We start from the raw sequence: 24,618 nt of genomic DNA, 5'->3' as shown, positions 1-24,618 counted from the left end.
GAGAAACATGAGTAATTTATTGAGAGCAGAAGACGTGTCTTATCAAGTAAATGGTCGTAGCATTCTTTCTGATATTGATTTGTCATTTGAAACAGGCAGCAATACAACAATTATTGGTCCTTCAGGTAGCGGGAAAAGTACATTTTTAAAAATTTTATCTTCATTATTAAGTCCTACAGAAGGCGAAATTTTTTATCAAGAAGCGCCAATTACTACAATGCCAATCGAAACATACCGCCAAAAGGTGTCTTATTGTTTTCAGCAGCCAACTTTATTTGGTGAAACCGTGTATGATAATTTGTTATTTCCATTTACTGTCAGACAAGAAGCGTTTAATCAAGAAAAAGTCGTGGCATTGCTCCAACAAGTGAAATTGCCCGCTACTTATCTTGAAAAGAAAATAGCCGAACTCTCTGGTGGTGAGCGACAACGGGTTGCTTTGCTACGAAACATTATTTTTGTACCAGATGTTTTATTATTAGACGAAGTTACAACGGGATTAGATGAAGAAAGCAAACAAATTGTCAATCAATTGTTAAACCAATTAAACAAAGAGCAAGGAGTCACGCTGATTCGTGTCACACATGATACCGAAGAAATTCAGCAAGCACAGCAAGTGATTCGTATTGTAGCAGGAAAGGTGGCACCGACAGATGGATTTAGCAGTTAATAATTTATCCTTATTTTTTTCAGCCATGCTAGTGGTGGTCGCATTAATTATTAGTACTAAAGAAAAATTAGGTTTTACAAAAGATATTATTATTAGTGTGATTCGAGCAGTCATTCAATTAGTCGCAGTCGGCTATTTATTAAAATATGTTTTTCAAGTCAATAACCTGATTTTAACGCTCGTCATGGTTTTGGTGATTGTTTCCAACGCAGCCTTTAATGCAAAAAAACGCAGCCAGCAATTACAAAAGGGCTTTTTGATTTCTTTTATTGCAATTGGTTGTAGTACAGGAATTACCATTGGTATTTTGATTTTTTCTGGTTCTATTAAGTTTATTCCTTCTCAAATCATTCCTATCAGTGGGATGATTGCTAGCAATTCGATGGTGGCAATTGGTTTATGCTATCGTAATTTAGATACTCTTTTTCAAAACCAACGGCAAGCGGTAATGGAGAAACTAGCATTAGGTGCAACTATCAAACTCGCCTCTTTACCAATTATCCAACAAAGTGTCAAAACGGGGATGGCGCCGACGATTGATTCTGCCAAAACTGTTGGAATTGTTAGTTTGCCTGGGATGATGTCAGGCTTGATTTTTGCGGGCGTTGATCCTGTCCATGCGATAAAATATCAGATTATGGTGACCTTTATGTTGCTATCAGCAACAAGTATTGGTTCAGTAATTGCAACTTATCTTGCCTATAAAGGCTACTATAATCAACAAAAACAATTGGTCGTTTAATTAAAAAGCTGGAAATCTGTGTTTATAACTTCACGGATTTTCAGTTTTTTCTGGTTTAAATAAAGAAGTTTCAATTTGAAAAAGAACGGACGTTCGTATATAATGGAGGGAGGAGGCGAATCAAAATGATGAGCGAATTACGTTTTCCCTTAAAAAAAGATACGTCGAGAAAAATTATACATATTGATATGGATGCGTTTTTTGCTTCAGTTGAAGAGCGAGATCATCCAGAGCTAGTAGGACATCCGTTAGTTATTGCGCGCCATCCAAGTGATACTGGGGGCAAAGGAGTGGTGACCACAGCGAATTATATTGCTCGACAATACGGCATTCACTCGGCTATGAGTGCTCAAAAGGCGTATGAACTATGTCCAAGTGCCATTTTTAAGCCAGGTAATTATCAGAAATATAGTGAAATTTCTCAAGAAATCCGTGAAATTTTTCGCCGTTACACTGATGTGATTGAACCAGTATCTATTGACGAAGCGTATTTAGATGTAACTGAAAATAAGGCCAACAGTAAGTCGGCTATTAAAATTGCAAAAATGATCCAATATGATATTTGGCATGAATTGCATTTAACTTGCTCGGCAGGTGTTAGTTACAATAAGTTTTTAGCCAAGTTAGCATCAGATTTTCAGAAACCAAAGGGCCTGACAGTTGTCTTACCGGAAGAGGCCGAAGATTTTTTGAAAGCATTACCGATTGAAGACTTCCACGGAATCGGGAAAAAAACAGTGCCTAAAATGCATGAACTAGGGATTTTTACCGGAGCAGATTTATATAAGCAAGATGAGATGACGTTGATTCGGTTATTCGGTAAAATGGGTTATTCATTGTATCGTAAAGTCCGCGGTATCCATGATGCGCCAGTTCAAGTGACTAGAGATCGTAAGTCAGTAGGGAAAGAACATACTTACGGCACCCCTTTAACGACGGAAGAGCAGGTTACGGCTCAATTGAGACAATTAGCAGCAGGGGTTGAACGCGCGTTGCAACGAGTGCAAAAGCATGGCAAAACAGTAGTCCTAAAAGTTCGTTATACTGACTATACGACGATTACGAAACGCGTGACACTACCTGAATATATTTCTAAAAAAGAAGAACTTTTCTATCAAGCGAATTTAATTTGGGAAGATATTTTAGGTTTAGAACAAGGAATCCGTTTATTAGGCATTACTTTAACGAATTTAGATCCACTAGCGTATGAAAACATTGTTTTACCTTTATGGGAAAAAAGTTAGCCCTTTAGACACATCCTCAAGAGATGGCTAAAGGGCTAACTTTTTTAAATTGATTTTTTGATTTGTTCATAAGACGTTTCGGCATCATGACATTTTTCCCAAATAACAGCTTTGCCAGCAGCAAGTGATTTGGGTACATCAATAATCCGTTGATTACTACTGCCACGAAATTGTAAATTTAAATTACGTTTTGCCAGTTCAAAGCGCCCATCGACTAAAATATCAATTGAATGGAGTAGTTCAAGCTTATCAGGCGTTTCTAAAAGTAGTTCTTCAAAGGTATACCCTGACCAAGACCAGATATCTTTGGCTGAGCCGAATGTTTCCCGCACACGTTTGACTACGCTAAGGCAAACATCTGTATTCAGAAAAGGTTCACCACCCAAAAGAGTTAAACCTTGGACATAGTCATGGGACAAATCTTCAATAATCTGATTCATTAAAGATTCTGTAAACGGCGTACCATAATTGAAATTTTGGACAGCTTTGTTAAAACAACCTTCACAAGCAAAGAGACAGCCACTCACATATAAACTATTGCGTACACCTTCGCCATCAACAAAGTTGAACGCTTTGTAATCGGCAATCTTTTTTTGGCTGTAGTCTTCGGTTTTCCATTCTTGTGGTTTCGGATTACGCATCAGCAAAACTTCTTTCTATAGAATAATCGAGTTTAATTTTTTAAATGTTTCACACGAGAGGAAATTTCTTTGTGACGACCGTGTACCATGGGGCGAGCTTGTGGATTACCTAAATAACCACAAGTCCGTTTAACGACATCACAAGTCTTAGGATCATGATTGCCACACTCTGGACATTCAAAGCCTCGTTCGGTCGGGTTGAAGTCCCCTTCAAAACCACAGGCATAACAATGATCAATTGGCGTATTGGTTCCTAAATAGCCAACTTTGTCATAAGCGTAATCCCAGACTGCTTCAAGTGCTTTGGGATTTTGCTGTAACATGGGGTATTCACAGTAGTGGATAAAACCACCAGAACAGTATTTTGGATAATCCTTTTCAAAATCAAGTTTTTCAAAAGGCGTTGGATTTTTGCGTACATCATAATGGAAACTGTTTGTGTAATATTCTTTATCTGTAATATTTTCGACGAGACCAAATTTTTCAGTATCTAAACGACAAAAACGGTCAGTCAAGCTTTCGCTTGGTGTAGAATAGACACTAAAATGATAGCCATATTCATTGCCCCAGTTGTCGGCATTTTTTTTCAGTTCTTTTAAAATATCGAGTGTAAAGTTTTTGGCCTCTTGATTGTCTTCCCAAGCACCGCCGTAAAAGGCAGAAGCCACTTCATACAAGCCAATATAACCAAGTGAAACCGTGGCACGTTTGTTTTTAAACAGTTCATCTACGGAATCCTGTGTAGCTAAACGTTTTCCGAAAGCGCCATACATGTATAAAATCGGCGCATTCGCTGGTTTAGCTTCTTTAACTCGTTCGACACGATAAACCAAAGCATCTTTAACGATCGCCAACCGTTCATTTAAAATTTGCCAGAACTTTTCTTGACTTCCTTGCGCTTCTAAAGCAATTCTTGGTAAGTTCAAGGTCACAACGCCTAAATTCATGCGGCCAACATTTACTTCTTCACCTTGTTCGTCTTTCCAGCCTTGTAAAAAGGAACGACAGCCCATCGGTACCTTGAAACTACCTGTCAGTTCAACGATTTTATCATAGTTTAAAACATCAGGGTACATGCGTTTCGTTGCGCATTCTAGTGCCAGTTGTTTAATATCGTAGTTTGGATCAGTAGGTTGCGCATTAACGCCTCGTTTAATCGTGAAAATCAATTTTGGAAAAATAGCTGTTCGTTTTTCAATCCCTAAGCCATTGATTCGGATTTGTAAAATCGCCCGTTGAATTTCTCGTTCAAACCAGTTAGTACCTAAACCAAATCCCAGAGAAGTAAACGGGGTTTGTCCATTGGAAGTAAATAAGGTATTAATTTCATACTCAAGACTTTGCATGGCATCAAAAATATCTTTTTTCGTTTTCTTCTGAGCGAATGCTTTTTGGCGTTCTTCTCCTTCAATCCATTCTTGCGCATCTGCTAAATGTTTTTCATAATTGCGTTCCGCAAACGGCGCTAATAATTCATCAATCCGATCGGCAGAGCAACCACCATATTGACTGGAAGCTACATTGGCAATAATTTGAGAAATTTGTGCAGTGGCCGTTTGAATTGATTTTGGTGATTCGACATCAGCGTTCCCAATTTTAAAGCCATTGTTTAGCATGCCTTTAAAATCAATTAAACAGCAGTTTGTCATGGGAGTATAAGGATGATAATCCAAATCATGGTAATGAATGTCGCCTTTTTGATGGGCATTAGCCACGTGTGAAGGCAACATCTTTAAACCAATCGATTTCCCAACAATCCCAGCTGTTAGATCACGTTGCGTATTAAAAACATCGCTGTCTTTGTTGGCATTTTCGTTCACGACAGTCTGATCTTTATTAATTAATTTACCAATAGATACATTAATATCAGTCGCTTTACTACGCTCAAAATCACGTTGTGTTCTGTAATGAATGTATTCTTCGGCTAAGGCATATTCATTGTTGGATAGGAGGGTATGTTCCACAATATTTTGGATTTCATAAATTTTTACGTTATTGGTAAAACGTTCGGCAATTTCTCGATTGACATCGGCAACAATCGATTGGACTTTTTGATGTGTCAAAGGAGTAACTTGGTCATGTATTTTTTGTTCAGCTTTGATCAAAGCGTCGTATATTTTTTGATCATCGAAAGTCACTAAACGACCATCTCGTTTGACGACCTTAATTGTTGAGAGATTGACATTCTCGGTTTTTTCATCAGTAATCTTCATCATTTTATCCAGCTCCTTATATCTCGTTAGTAACTATCCTAATACAAAGACCGACTAAATTCAATCGATATATTGCGTATTTTTAGTAAAATATCACTAGACAAACACTATATATTGTGCTTGTGGTGTTTTGAAAAAATATGAAAACAAATGAAGAAAAGGATTGAGTAAATTTTTTTACGTGAAAAAATTTTTTTGTCCAAATTAAAAAACAGCAAAGATTTTTTTGCCAATTCGCTAAAAGAAACACTAAAAAATAACAATTATTAAGTAATAATTGTTTGCGGATTTATTCACGAAGTGACAATTATTCTTTGACTACCGAACGATATTGTAAGATAAAACGATGTTCATTCAGATTTTTTCTTGGTAAAATAAGAGTAATAACAAAACGTTGGAGCGAGAAAAATGAAAAAAATTGTAGAAGTAAGTCATGTCAGCAAGACATATGGTCGTTTAAATAATAAAACAGAAGTATTAGATAATATTTCATTTACTATTGATGAAGGTGAATTTGTGGGGATTATGGGTCCCAGCGGTGCTGGAAAATCGACACTGTTGAATGTCTTATCCTCAATCGTTTTACCAACCGCAGGAATTGTGCGCATTGCCGGACAAGATATTTTAAAAATGCGAGATAATCAATTAAGTGATTTTCGGAGAAACGAAATGGGATTTATTTTTCAATCGTTTAACTTAATTGATACGTTAAATGTGAAGGACAATATTCTGTTGCCTTTAGCTGTAGAAAAAGTTTCATTAGAAGAAATGGATAAACGTTTGTTACATGTGACTTCGATTTTGGGGATTCAGGAGCTTTTATCTGCTTATCCACCAGAGATTTCTGTGGGACAAAAACAACGGGTAGCAGCTGCTCGTGCTTTGATTACGAACCCTAAAATTATTTTTGCAGATGAACCCACTGGCTCACTGGATTCAAAATCAGCAACAGAATTGTTGAAATATTTAGCTGAAATTAATCTACATGATGATGCCACAATTTTGATGGTGACACATGACCCGTACACGGCCAGTTTTTGCAATCGCATCTTGTTCATTAAAGACGGTGCGATTTTCTCAGAAGTTGTTCGTCAAGGATCACGTAAGGAATTTTTTAATCGTGTGATAGATATGCAAGCAACGATTGGTGGAGGCGGGCGCGCAAATGATTTTTAAACTATCATTAAAAAATTTAAAAGCTCACGTACCTAATTATCTGGTTTATTACATTAGTATGACTTTTGCAGCAGTCGTTTATTATTGTTTCCGTGCGATTGCTTATAACCAGCCTCTGGTCGCAGGTGCAGGCCGTGATATCGAAATTAAGCGATCTTTAGGACTCGGTAGTACCTTAGTCACCATTATTATTTTGGGCTTTATGTTGGCAGCAAATCGCTTTTTTATTGGCAAACGTAGCCAAGAAATTGGGTTGTATCGATTAATTGGCTTGAGAAAGAGTCAAGTTTCACTAATTTTCTTAGTGGAAAATTTAGTTTTAGGCTTTGTTTCGCTAATTAATGGGATTATTTTAGGAGTGATTTTCACCAAGTTGTTTTCAATGATTTTAGCCAAAGTTATGTTTTTAGAAGTGCCCAGTTTCTTCTATATTTCTTGGCGTTCTGTTATTGAAACCGGTGTAGCTTTTGCGTTTATGATTTTGATCGTCTGCTTAAGAAGTATTTGGATGATTTATCGTTATCCGTTGTCGCAGCTTATGCACCAAGAAAAAATTGGTCAAATTAATTATAGTCGTTTAACGAAACGGCGGCAGTTTCTAGGTATCTTAGGACCTATTTGTTTACTGGCTGGTTATTTTATTGCGTTTGATTTTCGTAATTTAGCGACAGGTATTGTGTATAAACAATTAAATAATTCACTTGATATCTCGATTCCAATGATTATTACGTTGACACCTTTTATCATTTTGGGTCTATGTGTGGTGGGAACTTATTTATTTTTCCGTTATACCATGTATTTTATCATTCGCTTATTTAATCATAGAAAAAAATGGTATTACCAAGATTTACGCATGATTACTTTAGGCAACGCCAAACGTTACTTATTTAAAAGTAGCAAAACACTCACTGGTTTGACCTTGTTAATTGCGACAGCTTTGAGTGGGATCGGTGTGATGGTTTTTGTGTATACGATTAGTATGCACAAGGTCAACAGTGATGGTCCCGTAGATTTTTTGGTTTCGCAGGAAAGCTATCCTAAATTGAAGAAAGTTCTCGACGAAGCAGCGGACACCAAAATAAAAAATGAAGTGACACTTTCTTATAAAATTACTGGAATTGAACGCAGTTTGCGAATTGGTCAAACGCAAGAGGAACAGGAAACGATTGAAGCAGTTAATGTTTTATCCTTCTCCAATTATCGCAACTATCAAAAAATTAATCCTTATTTGAAAGATCTGCATTTAAAAAATGACAAAAGTGTAATCTATATGGATAGCTTTACCAATATTTTAAGTGGTATGTCTCGTTATGAATCGAAACTGCAATTTGTTGAAGGGGAGACGGCACAACTGCAACAAGTGCTGCCTAACTATCTAGGTAATTTTTTATTGCAATATTTCTTACCAACGATTGTCGTTTCCGATGCCCTTTACCAGAAAGTGACAAAAACTTCCATTCAGTATCAGATTAAGGCTGTAAATATTGACACGAAAAGCCGTGAAAAACTTTATGAAGCGGTAAATAAACAAATTGCCACAGAATGGCAAGCGCCGATTTTGTATAAGTATGAAAAAACCAACCAGCAGTTGAGTGGTTTTGCCAAACGAATGCCAAACGAAAAGGCGAATAATACGCAAGATGATGTCACAGAAACTTGGCGGCTAAATATTAATGATCGCTATGCATCTTTACGCTATGAACGAAAAATTAACGGTTTGACTTTATATGTCTCTATGTTTGTGGCGGTTTTAGCGTTGTTTATTACGGGAAGTATTTTGATGTTACGGCAACTGTTTTCCGCTGTGAGCGAGCGTCAAGATTACGTGACCTTAAAAAGGATGGGTGTTTCTAGTAAAGCGATAACTAAGCAAATTTATCGACAAAATAGTTTGATATTCTTTCCGCCGATGGTCATTGGGATTTTGCATACCACCTTTGCCATTTATTTGTTAAGCCAATTTATTAAGAGTCCAGGATATTTGTTAGTATATCTTTCTTGTGGAATCTTAATAATTGTTTATCTAATTTTTTATATTTTAACGTCTGCCATTTATGCACGGATGATTCGACACATCCATTTTTAAAGAAACTGTAAAAGCCGTTTTGAAGCGGTTTTTACAGTTTCTTTATGCGAAAAAATTATGAGAGTTCAGTTTATGAAAATCATGAAAATTTAAGAAGTGACGAAATTGTTAGTTTTTTTATTAAATTGTAAGAAATTTCAATGGACTTTGCTGAAATATAGCATAAAATAATGGATAGCGATTAACCTTAGGAGGTGAATGATAATGAAAACAACTTTTCAGAAAATTCTCAATAACGAAAGTCTTAAATTCATCGGTAAAACGTTATTTTATTCTTTCATTGTCATTGCATTAATTTATCTTTATCATTACAAGAATATCAATGGAGGAACCTTCATTTATAACGAGTTTTAAGGAGGCGGCTATATATGGAAAAAGTAATTAATATGATTCAAACGATTGATGAATGGGCACGTAAAGAACCCCAACGTCCTGTTTATTTAACCGAAGAAAAAGTCTCTACGTATGGAGAGTTAAAAGAAAAATCAGACAATCTAGCCGCTTATTTAGCTGAGCTGAAAACGGACAAGTCAGCGATTGTCGTATACGGAGAATTAGATTTTGAAATGATTGTGAGTTTTTTAGGCGCATCGAAAGCTGGTTTTAGCTATATCCCCATTGATGCACATACACCAAAAGAACGCATTGAACTAATTCTAAACGTAGCCAAACCAACCGCAGTTATTGCTGTGCATGAATGGCCTGAATTAGCCACCGAAGTGCCAGTAATTACGGCGGAAGAATTAACAGAAATGATGAGGCATGCACCCCGGCATGCGCCTGCGTTGGCGCCTGTCACAGGAGCAAGTAATTACTATATCATTTTCACTTCAGGGACAACTGGCGTACCAAAGGGTGTGCAAATCAGCCATGATAATTTAGTTAGCTTTACGAATTGGTTGTTGCAAGATTTTGGTTTAGAAGAAGGGGCACGCTTTTTAGCACAGGCACCTTATTCGTTTGATTTATCGGTGATGTCTATTTATCCCGCATTGGCGTTAGGCGGCTCATTAACTCCGTTACCCAATGAAATCATTAACGATTTTAAGCAATTATTTACGCGTTTGCCACAATTAACGATCGACGTCTGGGTTTCAACACCGTCCTTTATTGAATTGTGTCTAATGGAACCAACCTTTGATGGTGAACATCTACCAGCACTGCGCACGTTTTTATTCTGTGGAGAAGAATTACCAAAACCAACGGCTGAGAAATTAGCCGCTCGTTTCCCAACTGCGCATATTTATAATACGTATGGGCCGACAGAAGCGACTGTAGCGATTAGTGCCATTGAAATCACCCAAGAAGTTTTAAAAAATGTCCAACGTTTACCAATCGGGTATGTGAAAGAGGATACGCAAATTTATATTATGGAAGGCATGTCAAAATTACCTGCAGGTGAAATTGGCGAAATCGTCATTGCTGGACCAAGTGTTTCCAAGGGCTATCTAAATAATCCTGCGAAAACAGCTGAAGCTTTTTTCCAATTAGATGGCGTACCAGCTTATCGCACAGGCGATGCTGGAAAGTTAGTCGATAACCTATTGCAGTATGAAGGACGCTTAGATTTTCAAATTAAATTGCATGGCTACCGCATTGAGTTAGAAGAAGTCGATCATCACTTAACAAATGTTTCCTACGTGAAACAAGCAGTCGTTGTGCCGAAATATCAAGGAAATAAAGTCCAACAATTAATTGCGTATGTCGTGCCGCAAGCACATGAATTTTCAAGTGATTTTCAATTAACTAAGGCAATTAAACAAGAGTTAGCCACGTTGACAATGGACTATATGATTCCACAAAAATTTGTATACGTTGAACAATTACCTTTGACAAGCAATGGCAAAATTGATCGGAAAGGGTTGATGAATGAGGTGAATGCCACATGACGAATTTTCCTCATATGATTCCCTATAATGCACCGTATTACTTTGTTCTGCTAATTGCGGCCCTGTTGCCGATGATTTTAACCTTAGCCATTAAAGGGACACGTTGGCCTTGGTACCAAACACTCGTGACACTGGTCTTTCTATATATCAGTTTTGGTGGCGAATTTTGGCAACAAGGAGTCGCTCTGATTGTATATGTTATTTATCAAACGTTACTAACGTGGGGCTATGCTGCTTATCGAAAAAATAAAAATGCGGGTTGGGTCTTTTATCTGGCTGTCTTTTTAGCTATATTACCGCTTGTTTGGGTGAAAGTTTCTCCCTTTATGACAGGCAAAACAACCTTACTTGGCTTTTTAGGGATTTCTTATTTAACCTTTAAAGCGGTCCAAGTGGTTATGGATTTACGGGATGGCGTAATGAAGGAATATCATCCGTTTCGTTACATTCAGTTTCTTTTGTTTTTCCCGACCATTTCCTCTGGGCCCATCGATCGTTATCGGCGCTTTGAAAAAGATTTGAAAAACCCGCCGAGTGCGGAGAAATATTTAGACTTTTTAGAAAAAGGAATTTTTTATTTATTTCTAGGATTTTTGTATAAGTTTATCATCAGTCATTATCTTGGTGGTGTCTTTTTACCACATGTGGAAAAAATGGCCTTGGCACAAGGTGGTTTATCCTGGTGGACAGTCGGCTATATGTATAATTATAGTTTGTATCTATTCTTTGATTTCGCAGGCTATAGTTTACTGGCCGTTGGCACAAGTTATTTAATGGGCTATGATACACCAATGAACTTTAACAAACCGTTCCTAAGTTGGAATATTAAAGAATTCTGGAATCGTTGGCACATGACCCTATCTTTTTGGTTCCGTGATTATATTTACATGCGCTTAATGTTTTTCTTAATGAAAAAGAAAATCTTTAAGAGTCGGATTGTAACTTCTAATATTGGTTACTTTGCGTTGTTCTTAATTATGGGCATTTGGCATGGATTAACGTGGTTCTACATCGCTTATGGGCTCTACCATGCAACACTAATTTGTATGACAGATGCTTGGCTACGTTTTAAGAAAAAACATAAAGACAAGCTACCATCAAACAAATTTACACATGCATTTGCAGTCTTTTTAACTTTCCAAGCGGTTTGTGTCAGCTTCCTGATTTTCTCAGGATTTTTAGACAAACTATGGTTTAAATAAACAAAAATAAAAATATAAAGGGGCAATTTACCATGAACATTCAAGAAACAGTATTAAACATTTTAGAAGATATTACAGGAACAGACGAAGTTGTGAACAATCAAGACATTCAATTATTTGAAGAAGGGTTATTGGACTCTTTAGCAACGGTTCAATTATTAGTAGAAATTGAAGGACAATTAGGAATCCAAGTTCCTGTATCAGACTTTGACCGTGAAGTATGGGGAACACCAAAACAAATCATTCAACAAGTGGAAGCTTTACAATAATGTCTAGAAAAAAACGACTAATCAGAATCTTAGGTCCAGTGCTTTGTTCAGCGGTCTTGGTTGCAGTGTTCTTTTTTGCACCGTTCAGAATCAATTTAACTTCCGAAAAAACGTTGAAGGAAGCATCAACGTCAATGGCACCGAACGTTTTAAAAGGCAATGTGATTAAAAACAAAGCAGTGGCTTCTGGTAAATATGTTCCTTTTTTTGGCTCTTCTGAATTAAGTCGATTTAGTGCTTTCCATCCTAGTGTTCTCTCCGAAAAGTATCAACGGAACTATCGACCGTTTTTACTAGGAGAAGCGGGCACGCAGTCATTAACCCAAGCAATGGTCATTCATTCGATGGGCGATGCGATTGCCAATAAGAAAGCGGTCTTTATTTTATCTCCGCAATGGTTTGTCAAAAAGGGTGTACCTAATGATAGTTTTGGTGCACATTATTCACAATTACAAACCTATCAATGGTTAGCTAATTTAACCGAATTAACTAGCGGTGACCAATATCTAGCACAACGTTTGACCAAATTTCCAGTTGTTCAAAAAGACAAAGTCTTAATGGAAACTTTGGCAAATCTGCAGGCTGGGCAACTTCCACAACGCTCTCAACGAGATTATTTTATAATGAATCTCCGTTTCTTGAATCGTGAAGATGAATTGTTTAGCCAAATTGGCATGGTCAGCAGACAACCAATTGTTGAAAAAGATATGAAACAATTACCTGCTACTTATAATTTTAATGAATTAGATCAGTTAGCTGGAAAAATTGCGGCAAAAGCTATTAATAATAACAAGTTTGAAATTAGTAACGGCTTTTATCGCCAACGGATCAAACCAGTTTTACCGAAATTAGCCGATTCACAAAAGAGATGGGATTATCGTTTTTCTCCAGAATATGGTGATTTCCAAGCTGCGTTAGAACAGTTAGCAGAAAAAAATGTCGATGTCTTATTTGTAATCCCACCTGTTAACAAACGTTGGTCGGACTATACGGGCTTGTCACAAGATATGTTGCAGCAAGTAGCGCGCAAGCTGAAATATCAACTTCAAGAGCAAGGCTTTACGAACATTGCTGACTTTTCAACATGTAGTAATGAACGCTACTTTATGGCAGACACGATTCATTTAGGTTGGCGTGGTTGGCTGGCTGTTGATCGTCGAGTAGATGAATTTATGAAACAACCTGCGCCTAAAAATTTAGCCTATCAAATTGATGACCGTTTTTACCAGACAGACTGGCAACAACAAAATCCATTGGCCTTACCTCAGTTTTAAGAAGGCAAGATAAATCAAGCACCAATTATTTTGGTGAAGAGGACTAGAAGTACCTCGTAACAATGAAAATAGCCTGTACCTGCCGTTGAACAACGAGCGTGCAGGCTGTTTTTTCGTTTACTTTTAGTGGAGAACGTTGCTCAATTTATTTTTGTAAGTATTTTTTTAGTTCGTGGTATAATGGATAAAATTGGTTTTTGAGGGGAGTTATTTTTATGGATGCAAAAGAAGAAAAAATGTTAATTGAGTTAACAAGTGCTAAAGGGATTGCTGGAAATGAAGACGAAGTCCGTTCGTTATTTAAAAAGTATGCAGCACCTTATGCGGATAAATTTTTATATGATGGCCTAGGCAGTATTATTGCAAAAAATGTTGGTGATAAAGAAGGACCAAAAGTCTACATTTCTGGGCACATGGATGAAGTCGGGTTTATGGTCACTCAAATCACAGAAAAAGGCTTTTTAAAATTCCAAACTGTTGGCGGTTGGTGGGGCCAAGTGATGTTGGCTCAACAAGTACAAATTAAAACTACCACGGGGAAGGTTTACCATGGTGTCATTGGGTCTAAACCACCGCATGTGTTAACAGCGGAAGTTCGTAACAAACCTTATGAGATTGCAGATATGTTTATTGATATTGGTGCAAGTAGCGAGCAACAAGTCGCAGAATGGGGGATTCACCCAGGGGATATGGTGACACCCTATATTGATTATCGTCGCATGAATGATACAAAATTTTTATTGGCAAAAGCGTGGGATAACCGAATTGGTACGGCCGTTTCATTAAAAGTTTTAGAAAATTTAGCGACAGAAGGGCACCCCAATATTTTATTTGCAGGCAGTGATGTGCAAGAAGAAGTCGGGCTACGCGGTGCACAAACAAGTACGCATCTTGTGAATCCAGACATAGCGTTTGCTTTAGACACAGGAACAGCTGGTGACACACCAGGAATGACACCTAAAGAAGCCGACTCTGTTTTAGGTGAAGGGCCCCAAATTTTGATTTATGATGCATCAATGATTCCACATAAAAAATTACGTGATTTTGTTATTCAAGTGGCGGAAGAAAATAACATTCCCTTCCAATATACAGTGATTACAGGGGGAGGTACGGATGCTGGGCGCATGCATTTAACACGCAATGGGATTCCATCATTAGCTATCACGGTGCCTGTTAGATATCTGCATTCACATACCTCAGTTATTCATGAAGATGATTATTTCAACACAGTCAAATTAGTCACAGAAGTGGTGAAACGTTTAGATAAAGAAACAGTCGCTAAATTGACTAGCTATTAGTTTCAGAAAGGATGAAATGAATGAAAAGTTTAGTAACAAATTCGCAACATCGTGCCAATGCTCGCAGAGCCCTTGATGGGCAATGGGGGATTATGGCTTGGTTAACTTTCTTAGGAGTGGTTTTACAGAGCTTCTTAACATCGATTGTGCAAAATTTATTTTCTGGCGACAATCAAGTTTTTCAAAGTAGCTTTGCCGCAGTATTACTGCAAATTTTTGTTTTATTTGCGCTAAGTTATGCGCTATATTACGCAGCCTTGAAAGTGTTACGTGGTGAAAAGGTGCGGGTCAATATTTTAATGAGTGTTTTTCAAGGAAAATATTATGGTCCGCTATTTGTGGTCAACTTACTTCAAAAAGTACTTGAACGTGTGATTGGTTTGTTATTTTTGTTACCAATTTTATTCGGTGCAGGGACAACCTTGTATTTCAAATTGATGTTTAATACCGTTACGCCAGAGGAAATCCAAACCTTTTTCTTAAATGATTTTTCCTTTTTCCTAGCGTTTGGCGTTGCCACTATCTTGATCTTTTTAATTGGTTTATTTGTGAGTGGCGTTTTTCAATTTGCTGTGTGGCTACGTTTTGATAATCCAGAACTGCCAATTATGCTGGCATTGAAACAGGCGTTATATTTAATGAAAAATCGTTTTTGGCAATATTTATGTTTACAATTTTCTTTTATTGGTTGGTATATTGTGGGTTTTTTAGCTATTGGTATCGGTCTATTATGGGTGATTCCTTATAACTATGTAGCGTTAGCTAGTTTTTATCAAACTGCCTTAGAAGAAAAAGGTTTAGCCGAAGAATAAAATAGAAGCTTGAATCCTTCGTCATCTCGACAAAGGGTTCAGGTTTTTTCTTTGGTCTTTTTGTGAAAATTTAAGCGTTTTAACCTCGTTTTTCCGTTATTTTATGGTAACATGGAAGTATCGTATTGAAGGAGGTTGTCCACACATGAAATTGACTGTCTTAGGCTGTTTAGGTGCTTATCCATACAAAGGAGAAGGAACGAGTTCCTATTTGTTAGAATCTGAAGGCTTTCATTTGCTTATTGATGCAGGTAGTACGACATTAGTGCGTTTAGAAAACTATCTAGACCCATTGAAATTAGATGCTGTCATTCTGTCGCATTATCATCATGACCATATTGCGGATTTAGGCGTTTTACAATATTATCGTCAGCTTTATCCAACGCTAGAACCGACTCCTATTTTGCCAATATATGGCCATACACAAGATCAAATGCATTTCAAAGAACTAACGCTTCCTAACGTTTCCGAAGGGAAAGAGTATTTTGAAGCAGAAGAGTTGGCAGTAGGACCATTTCTGATTACTTTTATGGAAACGATTCACCCTGTCACTTGCTACGCGATGCGGATTGTTGAAAAAGCAACCGGCAAAGTCTTTGTCTTTACAGGAGACTCTGGTTACTTAGCAAGTTTTGAAGAATTTGCAAAAGACGCCGATTTATTCTTAGCGGATACGTACTTATTTGAAGGTAATGAACGACATCATGCACATTTTACGTCAAGAGAAGCGGGTGAAATTGCCAAAGCAGCACAAGTCAAACAATTGATGTTGACCCATTTACCACAACATGGGTCATTGGAACAACTACGTGAAGAAGCGCAAAACTATGCTGGAACGGAAATTCCAGTGACATTAGCCCAACCAGATTTAACAGTTGAGATTTAAAAAAGTAACTATACCAAAGGAGAGAACCGATTGTGATTTTTGTACCGAATGAAAATAATGACCCACGAGTGAACTTAGCAATTGAAACATATTTGTTAACAGAAATGCCTTTAGATGAGCCCATTCTTTTATTTTACATTAACGAGCCGTCAATCATTATTGGCCGTAACCAAAATACAATTGAAGAAATTAACAAAGAATATGTAGATGAGCATGGTATTCATGTTGTTCGTCGCTTGAGTGGCGGCGGCGCCGTTTATCATGATCATGGAAATTTGAATTTTAGTTTTATTATGCCCGATGACGGCAACTCTTTCCGTGATTTTGCGAAAGTTACCCAACCAATTATCCAAGCATTGCACGACTTAGGCGTTGAAGGTGCCGAATTAAAAGGACGCAATGACCTAGTGATTAATGATATGAAGTTTTCAGGAAATGCGATGTACGCTACAAATGGCCGCATGTTTGCACATGGAACCTTAATGTTTGATAGTGACATTGACGAAGTTGTAAATACATTGAAAGTACGGAAAGATAAGATCGAATCTAAAGGCATCAAGTCTGTTCGTTCCCGGGTAACAAACATCAAACCATTTTTATCTGAAGATAAACAAGATATGACAACGGAAGAATTCCGCCAAGAAATTCTTTTGAAAATTTTCGGTGTAGATTCGATTGATCAAGTTAAAACGTATGAATTAACTGATCAAGACTGGGCGGCCATTAACAAAATTTCAGAGCAATACTATCGCAATTGGGGTTGGAATTATGGTAAATCACCTGCATTTAACTTAGAACGTCGCCATCGTTTCCCAATTGGTTCAATTGAAATGAAAATGAATGTGGCGGATGGTGTCATTCAAGAAATTAAAATCTTTGGGGACTTCTTTGGGCTTGGTGAAATTAAAGATGTTGAAGATATTTTAACTGGCGTGAAATATGAGAAAGCTTCTTTAAAAGAAGCCATTAATCAAATTGATGTAAAAAAATACTTTGGCAATATCGAAAAAGAAGATTTGCTTGGGTTAATTTATTAAAAAAAAAGACAGCCGTTTCAAACGGTTGTCTTTTTTCTAGCTAAAATAACTATTTTTAGCTTTTAGAAAGGTAGTGCTATGTGCAAAATCGTCGAAACGATTTTTATCAGGGAACTATCAAATAGCTCGCCTGCATATGTACTTGAACCAAGTCAAGTCCGGGAATTTGGTTATGTGCTTCACTATAAATCACTATCTGTAAAGAGTATACAAGATTTCCTTTCTTTTGTGATATCAAATTTTTACAGACAAAGTAGTAAAAATTGACGTTTCTTATTTTAGCAAGGTTATAGGCTTGTTTTGGGGCTTGAAATAGCAAGAGTCGAGAGTGATTTAAGGGAAAATATTAACATATGTAGAAGTATTTTTATAAGAAATAATGAGAAAAAATCAATAGGTATGTTCTTGAAGGCTACTTTTTGACGTTTTCTGAATAAAACTTAATAAAAAAATAGCGGAAACAAAGGAAAAATGTGCTTCAGAAAAGTAATCAGTACTTAGCTAGGAAGTTAAGACCGCGCATGTTATTTTCAAACAAATAATAAGAATCCTATTTCAATCCTTTACAGAGGAACAAGGACTTCGTATAATAAAGGAACGAAAAGGAGCGAAAGTGATGAGAAACGAAATGATGCATCGACCAGTCGTTAAACCAGAATTGGTTGAGTATATGCGTACAAAACAAAAGAAACTTCCCGGAGAATTAGGTGCAGTGGAAGCGGAAGCCAATGAAGCAGGTGTGCCGATTATTCCGCACGAAACAGTAGTTTTTCTACAATTTTTGCTAGGACAACTAAAGCCCAAAAATATTTTAGAAATCGGGGCAGCCATTGGTTTTTCTTCAAGTTTAATGGCTCAATTTGTCGGTGAAGAGGGCCACGTGACAACGATTGATCGTTTTGACGTAATGATAAAAAAAGCGAAGAAAACCTACCAACGTCTAGGCTTAGAAGAAAAGGTCACTCTTTTAGAAGGACAAGCAGCTGAGATTTTACCAACGCTAGAAGGACCTTATGACTTTATTTTTATGGATAGTGCCAAATCAAAATACATTGAATTTTTACCCGAATGTTTACGACTGCTACCAGTTGGCGGCGTTTTAATGGTGGATGATGTATTTCAAGCTGGGACAATTTTAGACCCTGTTGAAGAAGTACCGAAAAAAAATCGAGCGATTCATCGTAAATTAAACCAATTTTTAGATGTAGTCATGGCTCACCCTGATTTAACTTCTACTTTAGTTCCTCTTGGTGATGGAGTTATTTTAATTACCAAAGAAAAAGAAACGATTATTTTAGATAGTTAAATAATGTCTTCACAAAAAGAAAGCGAATCATTAAAAAGCAAGCTCTTTTAATGATTCGCTTTCTTTTTTATGTTATTTAAAAAGTTATCTCACTATTTCTAATTGAGAATGATAATCATAAAATTCTCAATAGGACAGTATTATGCGTTAATAAAACCTTGTTTGTTTATAATTATTCTATTGACGGAATAATTATAAACTGTTATCCTTAAAGAGTAAAAAAACAGAGGAGGAACGACAATGAATTTAATTAATCAAAAGCTTTTTGACTTTGAATGTGATGCCTATCACGATGGTGAATTTACACGAGTATCAACAGAAGATGTTTTAGGAAAATGGAGTATTTTCTTCTTTTATCCAGCTGATTTTTCTTTCGTGTGTCCTACGGAATTAGGGGATATGCAAGAGCATTATGCGCACTTGCAGGAGTTAAATTGTGAGGTTTACTCTGTTTCAGAAGATAGTCATTATGTGCATAAAGCATGGGCTGACGCTACAGAAACGATTGGAAAAATTAAATATCCAATGTTAGCCGATCCCAACGGTCAACTTGCTCGTTTCTTTGGCGTTTTAGATGAAGCTTCTGGAATGGCTTACCGGGCTTCATTTATTGTGAGTCCAGAAGGTGACATTAAATCTTATGAAATCAACGACATGGGGATTGGTCGTAATGCTGAAGAACTTGTTCGTAAATTAGAAGCTTCTCAATTTGTAGCAGAACATGGTGATAAAGTTTGTCCAGCTAATTGGCAACCAGGAGAAGAAACAATTGCGCCAAGCTTAGATTTAGTTGGTAAAATTTAAATTCGCTTTGTAAATAGAGGTCAAAGAGTTGGATAAAACAGAGAAAATGTTTTGTTCAGCTCTTTTTCTGAAACACAGAGAAAAGAGGAGAAGCAAGTGACAGAAGAAATCTACGATTTGATTATTATTGGTGGCGGCTCAGCTGCTTTATCTGCAGGTATCTATGCAGGTCGCGCAATGATGGATACCTTAATTATTGAAAAAGACAAAATTGGCGGACAAGTAACGACGACTTCTGAAATTGTGAACTATCCAGCGATTCGTCACACAACAGGTCCAGAACTAATGGAAGAAATGCGCATTCAAGCACAAGACTTCGGTGTAGCTTTTACAAACGACGAGATTATTGATGTTGATTTTAGTCAAACGATAAAAACTGTTCAATCAGCGAGTCAAACCTACCAAGCATATGCAGTATTGATTGCGACAGGGGCCTCTGCTCGTAAAATTGGTTTCCCTGGTGAAAGTGAATTTACAGGACGCGGTGTGGCCTATTGTTCTACTTGTGATGGGGAGTTTTTCCAAGGCCTAGATATTTTTGTGGTTGGTGGCGGTTATGCAGCAGCGGAAGAGGCCGTTTATTTGACACGTTACGGTAAATCAGTAACGATGATTATTCGAGAACCTGATTTTACATGTGCAAAATTAACTGCGGAGGCGGCCAAAAATCACCCGAAAATTAAGATTGTTTATAATACAGAAGTGAAAGAAATTACGGGAGATGATTTTGTCCGAAAAGCTGTGTTTGTCAATAATCAGACGGGAGAAGAAACGGTTTATGAAGCACCAAAAGACAGTACATTTGGTCTGTTTGTTTTTGCTGGAAATAAACCAAGTACAGAAATTTTTGAAGGAAAAATTGCCTTAGACCGTGGGTATGTGCCAACAACTGAAAATATGGAAACCAATATCCCCGGCGTTTATGCAGCAGGAGATTTACGAATAAAAGAATTACGTCAAATTGTGACGGCGGTTGCAGACGGTGCAATTGCCGCCACCCATGCGCAACGTTACGTGACAGAACAAAAAACACAGGCGGGCCAACCGATTGTAACAAAGCGAATGACCGAACGATTAGCTAATCAATCTGCCCCTGAAACAAACAGTCAGCAACCAAAAGAAAAACAGCCAGCGAAAGTTACTGGCAAGCATCAGTGGTTCCCAGAAAGTATGCGCCAACAATTAAGCGGTATTTTCGCTAAACTAACCAAAAAAGTGATATTGCTTCAGTTTTTGGATGCAAGTGATGAAAAATCATTGGAACTTCAGTCATTCTTAACAGAATTTGCAAGTCTAGATCAGAAGATTACTTTAGAAACGATTTTGAAAGATACTGAGCCAGCCAAAGAATTGCTGTATGGGATTGAAAAAATGCCTAGCGTTGTGCTCTTAGATGCGGCAGGAAACTATACAGGAATTAAATTTAGTGGTATTCCTAGTGGCCATGAAGTAAACTCGTTGGTTTTGGCGGTTTATAATGTCGGCAGCGAGGGGCAGCCGTTAGAAGCAAGTCTGCAAAAGAACATACTTGCATTGCCAAAAAGAAAAATAGAAATCTTTGTTTCACTAACATGTCATTTCTGTCCCGATGTCGTGGCCGCTTGCCAACGTATTGCATCAATTAATCCTCATGTTGAAGCAGAAATGGTGGACATCAGTCTCTTTCCAGAGTTGAAAAAAGAAAAGAAAATTATGAGCGTTCCAGCAATGCTGATTGATGGAGAACAAATGATTTTTGGTTCAAAAACAATGACCGAAATTATTGAAGCTTTGGCTTAAAAGAGGCGGAAAAAGTAATTAACCTAAAGAACCTAAGTCATTCAAAAAAGTGAGAAATACGTCGAGATGACGTATTTCTCACTTTTTTCGCATAGTTAGTCAAGTACCTCTTTTGATTAAGCGATTGAGTTTCCTAAAAAGAATTAAAAAGACACAACAGCAAATGAACAACAGGCTTCCTGTTAGTGGTAAAAAGACATCTTGCATGTAGCTATCGATGTGCATTAAACTAGGCACCTCGCTGAAAAAATCATGGATAAACTGTTGAATGAGCTTATTAGCTAGAAAAGCGGCTAAAGGCAAACTAAAAATCAAATAATAGATGGGTTGTAAGGCATAGCTAATTAAAATTTGTAATTTTGTCGTACCTAAAAGAGCTAAGATCAGTAAGTCGTTTTTTTGCTCTAAAAAAGTTAGGAAGAAAGCTCGGCAAATATAACTGATCAGGAAGAAAAAAAGTGTTCCAGCGCTGATTCCAGCCAAACCTCTGAAAATTTTCAATGGAAGAATCACTGCATAATTATCAAGAAGAATCATTTGCGAAAGCCATCGAGAAAACAACAAAGTCAATAATAGAGCAGAAAAAGTCAAAAAACTAATAATAAAGATAAGAATCAACGTACTAAATTGGTTTTTTGAGCGCCACGTATTTTTGAGAGAGTCTGTGAATAAGTAAAGAATCGAATACATCATCGCGTCCTTTCTGAAAAATTTTTGTTTTAGCGGAGAAGTTATGTAAAAGAAAAGACGTCATCTCCTGTCAACTAGCCACTGAAAGAGATAACGCCTTCGCTGGAAACAAGAATGGGCAACTTTATTATTTCACCAATACTAATTTTTTTAAAGGTTCAACCCCAAATCGTTGTTCTTGCTGTAAAAGAATTTCGGCACAAGCTCGGCTATCTTCTAAAGCATCATGATGATTATTTAAAGTGATATTGAGGTTTTCGCAAACGGTATTTAATTTATGATTAGGAAATTCAGGAAACAGTTTGCGACTCGTTTTGACTGTACATAAAGAAAGGTAATTCGGTTGTTCTAAGCCATAGTAATCTAAACAGCCCGCCAAAACACTACAATCAAAACTGGCATTATGCGCGACCACTAAACGATTTGGCTGAAAACAATGCTGAATTTGTTGCCATACTTCAGGAAATTTGGGCGCATTGGCAACATCTGATTCATGAATGCCGTGAATTTGCGTATTTCGCCAGAAAAAAGGTGTTTCTGGTTTGATTAATGTGTAAAATTCATCCACAATCCGACTATTTTCTACTTTAACAATTGCAATGGAACAGGCACTATGTTTATCATAACTAGCTGTTTCAAAGTCAAAAGCGTAAAAGTTCATTAAAAAAACTCCTTTCAACGCGTTGAGTAACACTTAAAAATCAAGTACAACTTCCACTGGACAGTGATCACTACCAAGAATATCTGTATGGATTTTAGCACTGACTAAACGTTCATTCAAGGATTCTGACACAACGAAATAGTCAATCCGCCATCCTGCGTTATTTTTTCGTGCGTTAAAGCGATAACTCCACCATGAGTAGATGCCTTCAGCTTCTGGATAAAAATAACGGAATGTATCAGTGAAGCCACTGTCTAATAACTCAGTAAATTTTTGACGTTCTTCAGGTGTGAACCCCGCATTTTTTTGATTGGTTTTCCAATTTTTCAAATCAATTTTTTGATGCGCAACGTTTAAATCACCGCAAAGAATTACGGGTTTTTCTTGATTTAATTCATTTAAATAGGCACGAAAAGCATCTTCCCACGTCATTCGATAGGCTAAACGTTTTAGTTCAGCTTGTGAGTTTGGTGTGTAGCAAGTGACCATGAAAAATTCTGGATATTCTAAAGTAATCACGCGGCCTTCTTGATCATGAGCCTCGATACCTAAGCCATAGCGAACACTTAACGCTTCTTCTTTAGCAAAAATTGCTGTACCAGAATAGCCTTTTTTTTCGGCATAATTCCAATACTGATGGTAGCCAGGAAGTTCTAACTCAATTTGCCCAGCTTGTAATTTTGTTTCTTGTAAACAGAAAAAATCTGCATCTAATTCATTAAACACATCCATAAAATTCTTTTTAACAACCGCTCGTAGGCCGTTGACATTCCAAGAAATACATTTCATTGTTGAAACTCCTTTCAAATCAGAAACGCTTTTGCTCGTTTCAGTGCAAACCAGAACCAAAGAAAAGGTTGATTGGTGCTTTCTTCTATTCTAATACTTTTTAAAGAAGTTTTAAATACTTGAAAAGAAAAAGAGAAAATGACTGATTTTTGAAAAGAAGTAGTCTATGATAAAATAGTAAAAAGAGCAGAAATGAGGAAAAACGAATGAAAATTGGCGTCATTGGTTTAGGAAACATTGCACAAAAAGCGTATTTACCGATTTATAGTGAATGTCGCCACTTAGCAGAGTTTGTATTAGCGACTAGAAACTCAGAAACGCGTCAAGAAATCGCTGATCAGTATGGCTTTACAGAAACCGTCGGGACCATAGAAGAATTGATTGAAGCGAAGATTGATGCTTGTTTTGTCCATGTGGCCACGAAAGTACATGGCGCAGTCGTTCGCCAATTATTACAGGCAGGTATTCACGTCTTTGTGGACAAACCTTTAAGTGAAGAGCTTGCTGAAGTCAAAGAATTACAAGCATTGGCAGCAGCAAAAAATCTGCGTCTGATGGTTGGCTTCAATCGTCGTTTTGCCCCTTATATAGAAGTATTGAAAAATATTCCTGAAAAACAAACAATTTTTATTAAAAAGAACCGCATCAATACAACGAGAGAAACAAGTTTTATGATGTATGATTTATTTTTACATGTCGTTGATACCGCAGTTTATTTAGCGGAAGGACCGCTCCACGTGGTGCAGTCAAAATTAGTGGAAGAAAACGGTCATTTAAAACGAGCAATTTTACAATTAGAAACCGAACAGACAACGATTGTTTGTTCCATGGATTTACACTCTGGGGCCAATACAGAAACTTTTGAAGTTACCAGCCCCACAGGCACTTATCGCTTGGAAAATTTAACGCATTTGACCATCCAAACAGAAGAAGAATACCAAGTAAAAGAGATGGGAGATTGGACGCCAACATTGGAAAAAAGAGGTTTTTACCAAATGGTTACTGCTTTCATTCAGGCCATTCAAAAACCGCAAGAGCAAGAGTTAAAGCAAGAAAAAGTCTATGAAAGTCATGCGTTATGTGAAGAAATGCTACGCCAACAACAACGGCATGTTCTTTAAAGAGGACTAGCAACTTTCTTTCTATCATG

Annotated in this window: 23 protein-coding genes; 18 read left to right on the top strand and 5 right to left on the bottom strand. The window is 37.1% G+C overall.

Translation table 11 applies throughout. From position 1 onward, the window contains the following. The first annotated feature begins 7 nt into the window (after positions 1-7). From IGL49_RS09890 to dinB, 3 genes are all read left to right on the top strand, one after another. Positions 8-670 (top strand): ABC transporter ATP-binding protein, encoded by a 663-nt coding sequence (locus IGL49_RS09890; protein WP_104855302.1) that lies wholly within the window; start codon positions 8-10, stop codon positions 668-670. Beyond that, positions 654-1,412, top strand: a complete 759-nt coding sequence (locus IGL49_RS09885) for an ABC transporter permease (protein ID WP_104855303.1) — start codon at positions 654-656, stop codon at positions 1,410-1,412. Before IGL49_RS09890 ends, IGL49_RS09885 begins: the two co-directional genes overlap by 17 nt. A 125-nt stretch (positions 1,413-1,537) precedes the next feature. Then, positions 1,538-2,656, top strand: coding sequence for a DNA polymerase IV (gene dinB, locus IGL49_RS09880; protein WP_104855304.1), 1,119 nt, complete (start codon positions 1,538-1,540; stop codon positions 2,654-2,656). Between the two features lie 44 nt (positions 2,657-2,700). Here the strand turns inward: dinB and nrdG are convergent, their stop codons facing one another. Then, positions 2,701-3,297 carry an anaerobic ribonucleoside-triphosphate reductase activating protein gene (gene nrdG, locus IGL49_RS09875; protein ID WP_002356379.1) on the bottom strand — a complete coding sequence of 199 codons (597 nt, stop codon included), beginning with the start codon at positions 3,295-3,297 and terminating at the stop codon, positions 2,701-2,703. A 32-nt stretch (positions 3,298-3,329) separates the two neighbouring features. After that, entirely contained in the window at positions 3,330-5,513 is a 2,184-nt protein-coding gene (gene nrdD, locus IGL49_RS09870) for an anaerobic ribonucleoside-triphosphate reductase (protein ID WP_104858187.1), read from the bottom strand. Positions 5,514-5,918: 405 nt separating this feature from the next. Between nrdD and IGL49_RS09865 the strand changes: the two genes are divergently transcribed. The 14 genes from IGL49_RS09865 (at position 5,919) to IGL49_RS09800 (ending at position 21,328) form a co-directional block, all read left to right on the top strand. Beyond that, positions 5,919-6,686 carry an ABC transporter ATP-binding protein gene (locus IGL49_RS09865; protein ID WP_104855306.1) on the top strand — a complete coding sequence of 256 codons (768 nt, stop codon included), beginning with the start codon at positions 5,919-5,921 and terminating at the stop codon, positions 6,684-6,686. Next, a complete protein-coding gene (locus tag IGL49_RS09860) occupies positions 6,676-8,772 on the top strand; it encodes an ABC transporter permease (RefSeq protein WP_104855307.1) in 2,097 nt (698 codons plus the stop codon). Before IGL49_RS09865 ends, IGL49_RS09860 begins: the two co-directional genes overlap by 11 nt. A 204-nt stretch (positions 8,773-8,976) precedes the next feature. Beyond that, positions 8,977-9,126: a teichoic acid D-Ala incorporation-associated protein DltX gene (locus IGL49_RS09855; protein WP_002356384.1), complete on the top strand. Its 150-nt coding sequence runs from the start codon at positions 8,977-8,979 to the stop codon at positions 9,124-9,126. Between the two features lie 14 nt (positions 9,127-9,140). After that, positions 9,141-10,661: a D-alanine--poly(phosphoribitol) ligase subunit DltA gene (gene dltA, locus IGL49_RS09850; protein WP_104855308.1), complete on the top strand. Its 1,521-nt coding sequence runs from the start codon at positions 9,141-9,143 to the stop codon at positions 10,659-10,661. After that, a complete protein-coding gene (gene dltB, locus IGL49_RS09845) occupies positions 10,658-11,863 on the top strand; it encodes a D-alanyl-lipoteichoic acid biosynthesis protein DltB (RefSeq protein WP_104855309.1) in 1,206 nt (401 codons plus the stop codon). The genes dltA and dltB overlap by 4 nt, the downstream gene beginning before the upstream one ends. A 32-nt stretch (positions 11,864-11,895) precedes the next feature. After that, positions 11,896-12,132 carry a D-alanine--poly(phosphoribitol) ligase subunit DltC gene (gene dltC / locus IGL49_RS09840; protein WP_002356389.1) on the top strand — a complete coding sequence of 79 codons (237 nt, stop codon included), beginning with the start codon at positions 11,896-11,898 and terminating at the stop codon, positions 12,130-12,132. After that, complete coding sequence (gene dltD / locus IGL49_RS09835; protein ID WP_104855310.1) at positions 12,132-13,406, top strand: D-alanyl-lipoteichoic acid biosynthesis protein DltD; 1,275 nt, start codon at positions 12,132-12,134, stop codon at positions 13,404-13,406. Before dltC ends, dltD begins: the two co-directional genes overlap by 1 nt. A 215-nt stretch (positions 13,407-13,621) precedes the next feature. After that, entirely contained in the window at positions 13,622-14,704 is a 1,083-nt protein-coding gene (locus IGL49_RS09830; protein WP_164982969.1) for a M42 family metallopeptidase, read from the top strand. A gap of 20 nt (positions 14,705-14,724) precedes the next feature. After that, positions 14,725-15,516: a DUF975 family protein gene (locus IGL49_RS09825; RefSeq protein WP_104855311.1), complete on the top strand. Its 792-nt coding sequence runs from the start codon at positions 14,725-14,727 to the stop codon at positions 15,514-15,516. A gap of 145 nt (positions 15,517-15,661) precedes the next feature. After that, entirely contained in the window at positions 15,662-16,402 is a 741-nt protein-coding gene (locus IGL49_RS09820; protein WP_104855312.1) for an MBL fold metallo-hydrolase, read from the top strand. Positions 16,403-16,434: 32 nt separating this feature from the next. After that, entirely contained in the window at positions 16,435-17,439 is a 1,005-nt protein-coding gene (locus IGL49_RS09815; protein ID WP_104855313.1) for a lipoate--protein ligase, read from the top strand. Between the two features lie 616 nt (positions 17,440-18,055). Beyond that, positions 18,056-18,745, top strand: coding sequence for an O-methyltransferase (locus IGL49_RS09810; protein WP_104855314.1), 690 nt, complete (start codon positions 18,056-18,058; stop codon positions 18,743-18,745). 240 nt (positions 18,746-18,985) lie between these two features. Beyond that, positions 18,986-19,549: an alkyl hydroperoxide reductase subunit C gene (ahpC, locus tag IGL49_RS09805; protein WP_104855189.1), complete on the top strand. Its 564-nt coding sequence runs from the start codon at positions 18,986-18,988 to the stop codon at positions 19,547-19,549. 96 nt (positions 19,550-19,645) lie between these two features. Continuing rightward, positions 19,646-21,328 (top strand): FAD-dependent oxidoreductase, encoded by a 1,683-nt coding sequence (locus IGL49_RS09800; protein ID WP_104855190.1) that lies wholly within the window; start codon positions 19,646-19,648, stop codon positions 21,326-21,328. Positions 21,329-21,427: 99 nt separating this feature from the next. Here IGL49_RS09800 and IGL49_RS09795 read toward each other — a convergent pair whose 3' ends face one another. The 3 genes from IGL49_RS09795 to IGL49_RS09785 all read right to left on the bottom strand — a co-directional run bounded on the left by IGL49_RS09795 (position 21,428) and on the right by IGL49_RS09785 (position 23,468). Continuing rightward, on the bottom strand, positions 21,428-22,018 hold the full coding sequence (locus tag IGL49_RS09795; RefSeq protein WP_104855191.1) for a hypothetical protein: 591 nt from the start codon (positions 22,016-22,018) through the stop codon (positions 21,428-21,430). 127 nt (positions 22,019-22,145) lie between these two features. Continuing rightward, positions 22,146-22,679 carry a 3'-5' exonuclease gene (locus IGL49_RS09790; RefSeq protein ID WP_010713133.1) on the bottom strand — a complete coding sequence of 178 codons (534 nt, stop codon included), beginning with the start codon at positions 22,677-22,679 and terminating at the stop codon, positions 22,146-22,148. A 33-nt stretch (positions 22,680-22,712) separates the two neighbouring features. Continuing rightward, positions 22,713-23,468 carry an exodeoxyribonuclease III gene (locus IGL49_RS09785; RefSeq protein WP_104855192.1) on the bottom strand — a complete coding sequence of 252 codons (756 nt, stop codon included), beginning with the start codon at positions 23,466-23,468 and terminating at the stop codon, positions 22,713-22,715. A gap of 206 nt (positions 23,469-23,674) precedes the next feature. Between IGL49_RS09785 and IGL49_RS09780 the strand changes: the two genes are divergently transcribed. Then, a complete protein-coding gene (locus tag IGL49_RS09780; protein WP_104855193.1) occupies positions 23,675-24,589 on the top strand; it encodes a Gfo/Idh/MocA family protein in 915 nt (304 codons plus the stop codon). Positions 24,590-24,618 lie beyond the last annotated feature (29 nt).

Source organism: Enterococcus sp. DIV1337a (assembly GCF_051712285.1).
Classification (GTDB): domain Bacteria; phylum Bacillota; class Bacilli; order Lactobacillales; family Enterococcaceae; genus Enterococcus; species Enterococcus faecalis.
This window is presented reverse-complemented; position numbering and strand designations above follow the sequence as displayed.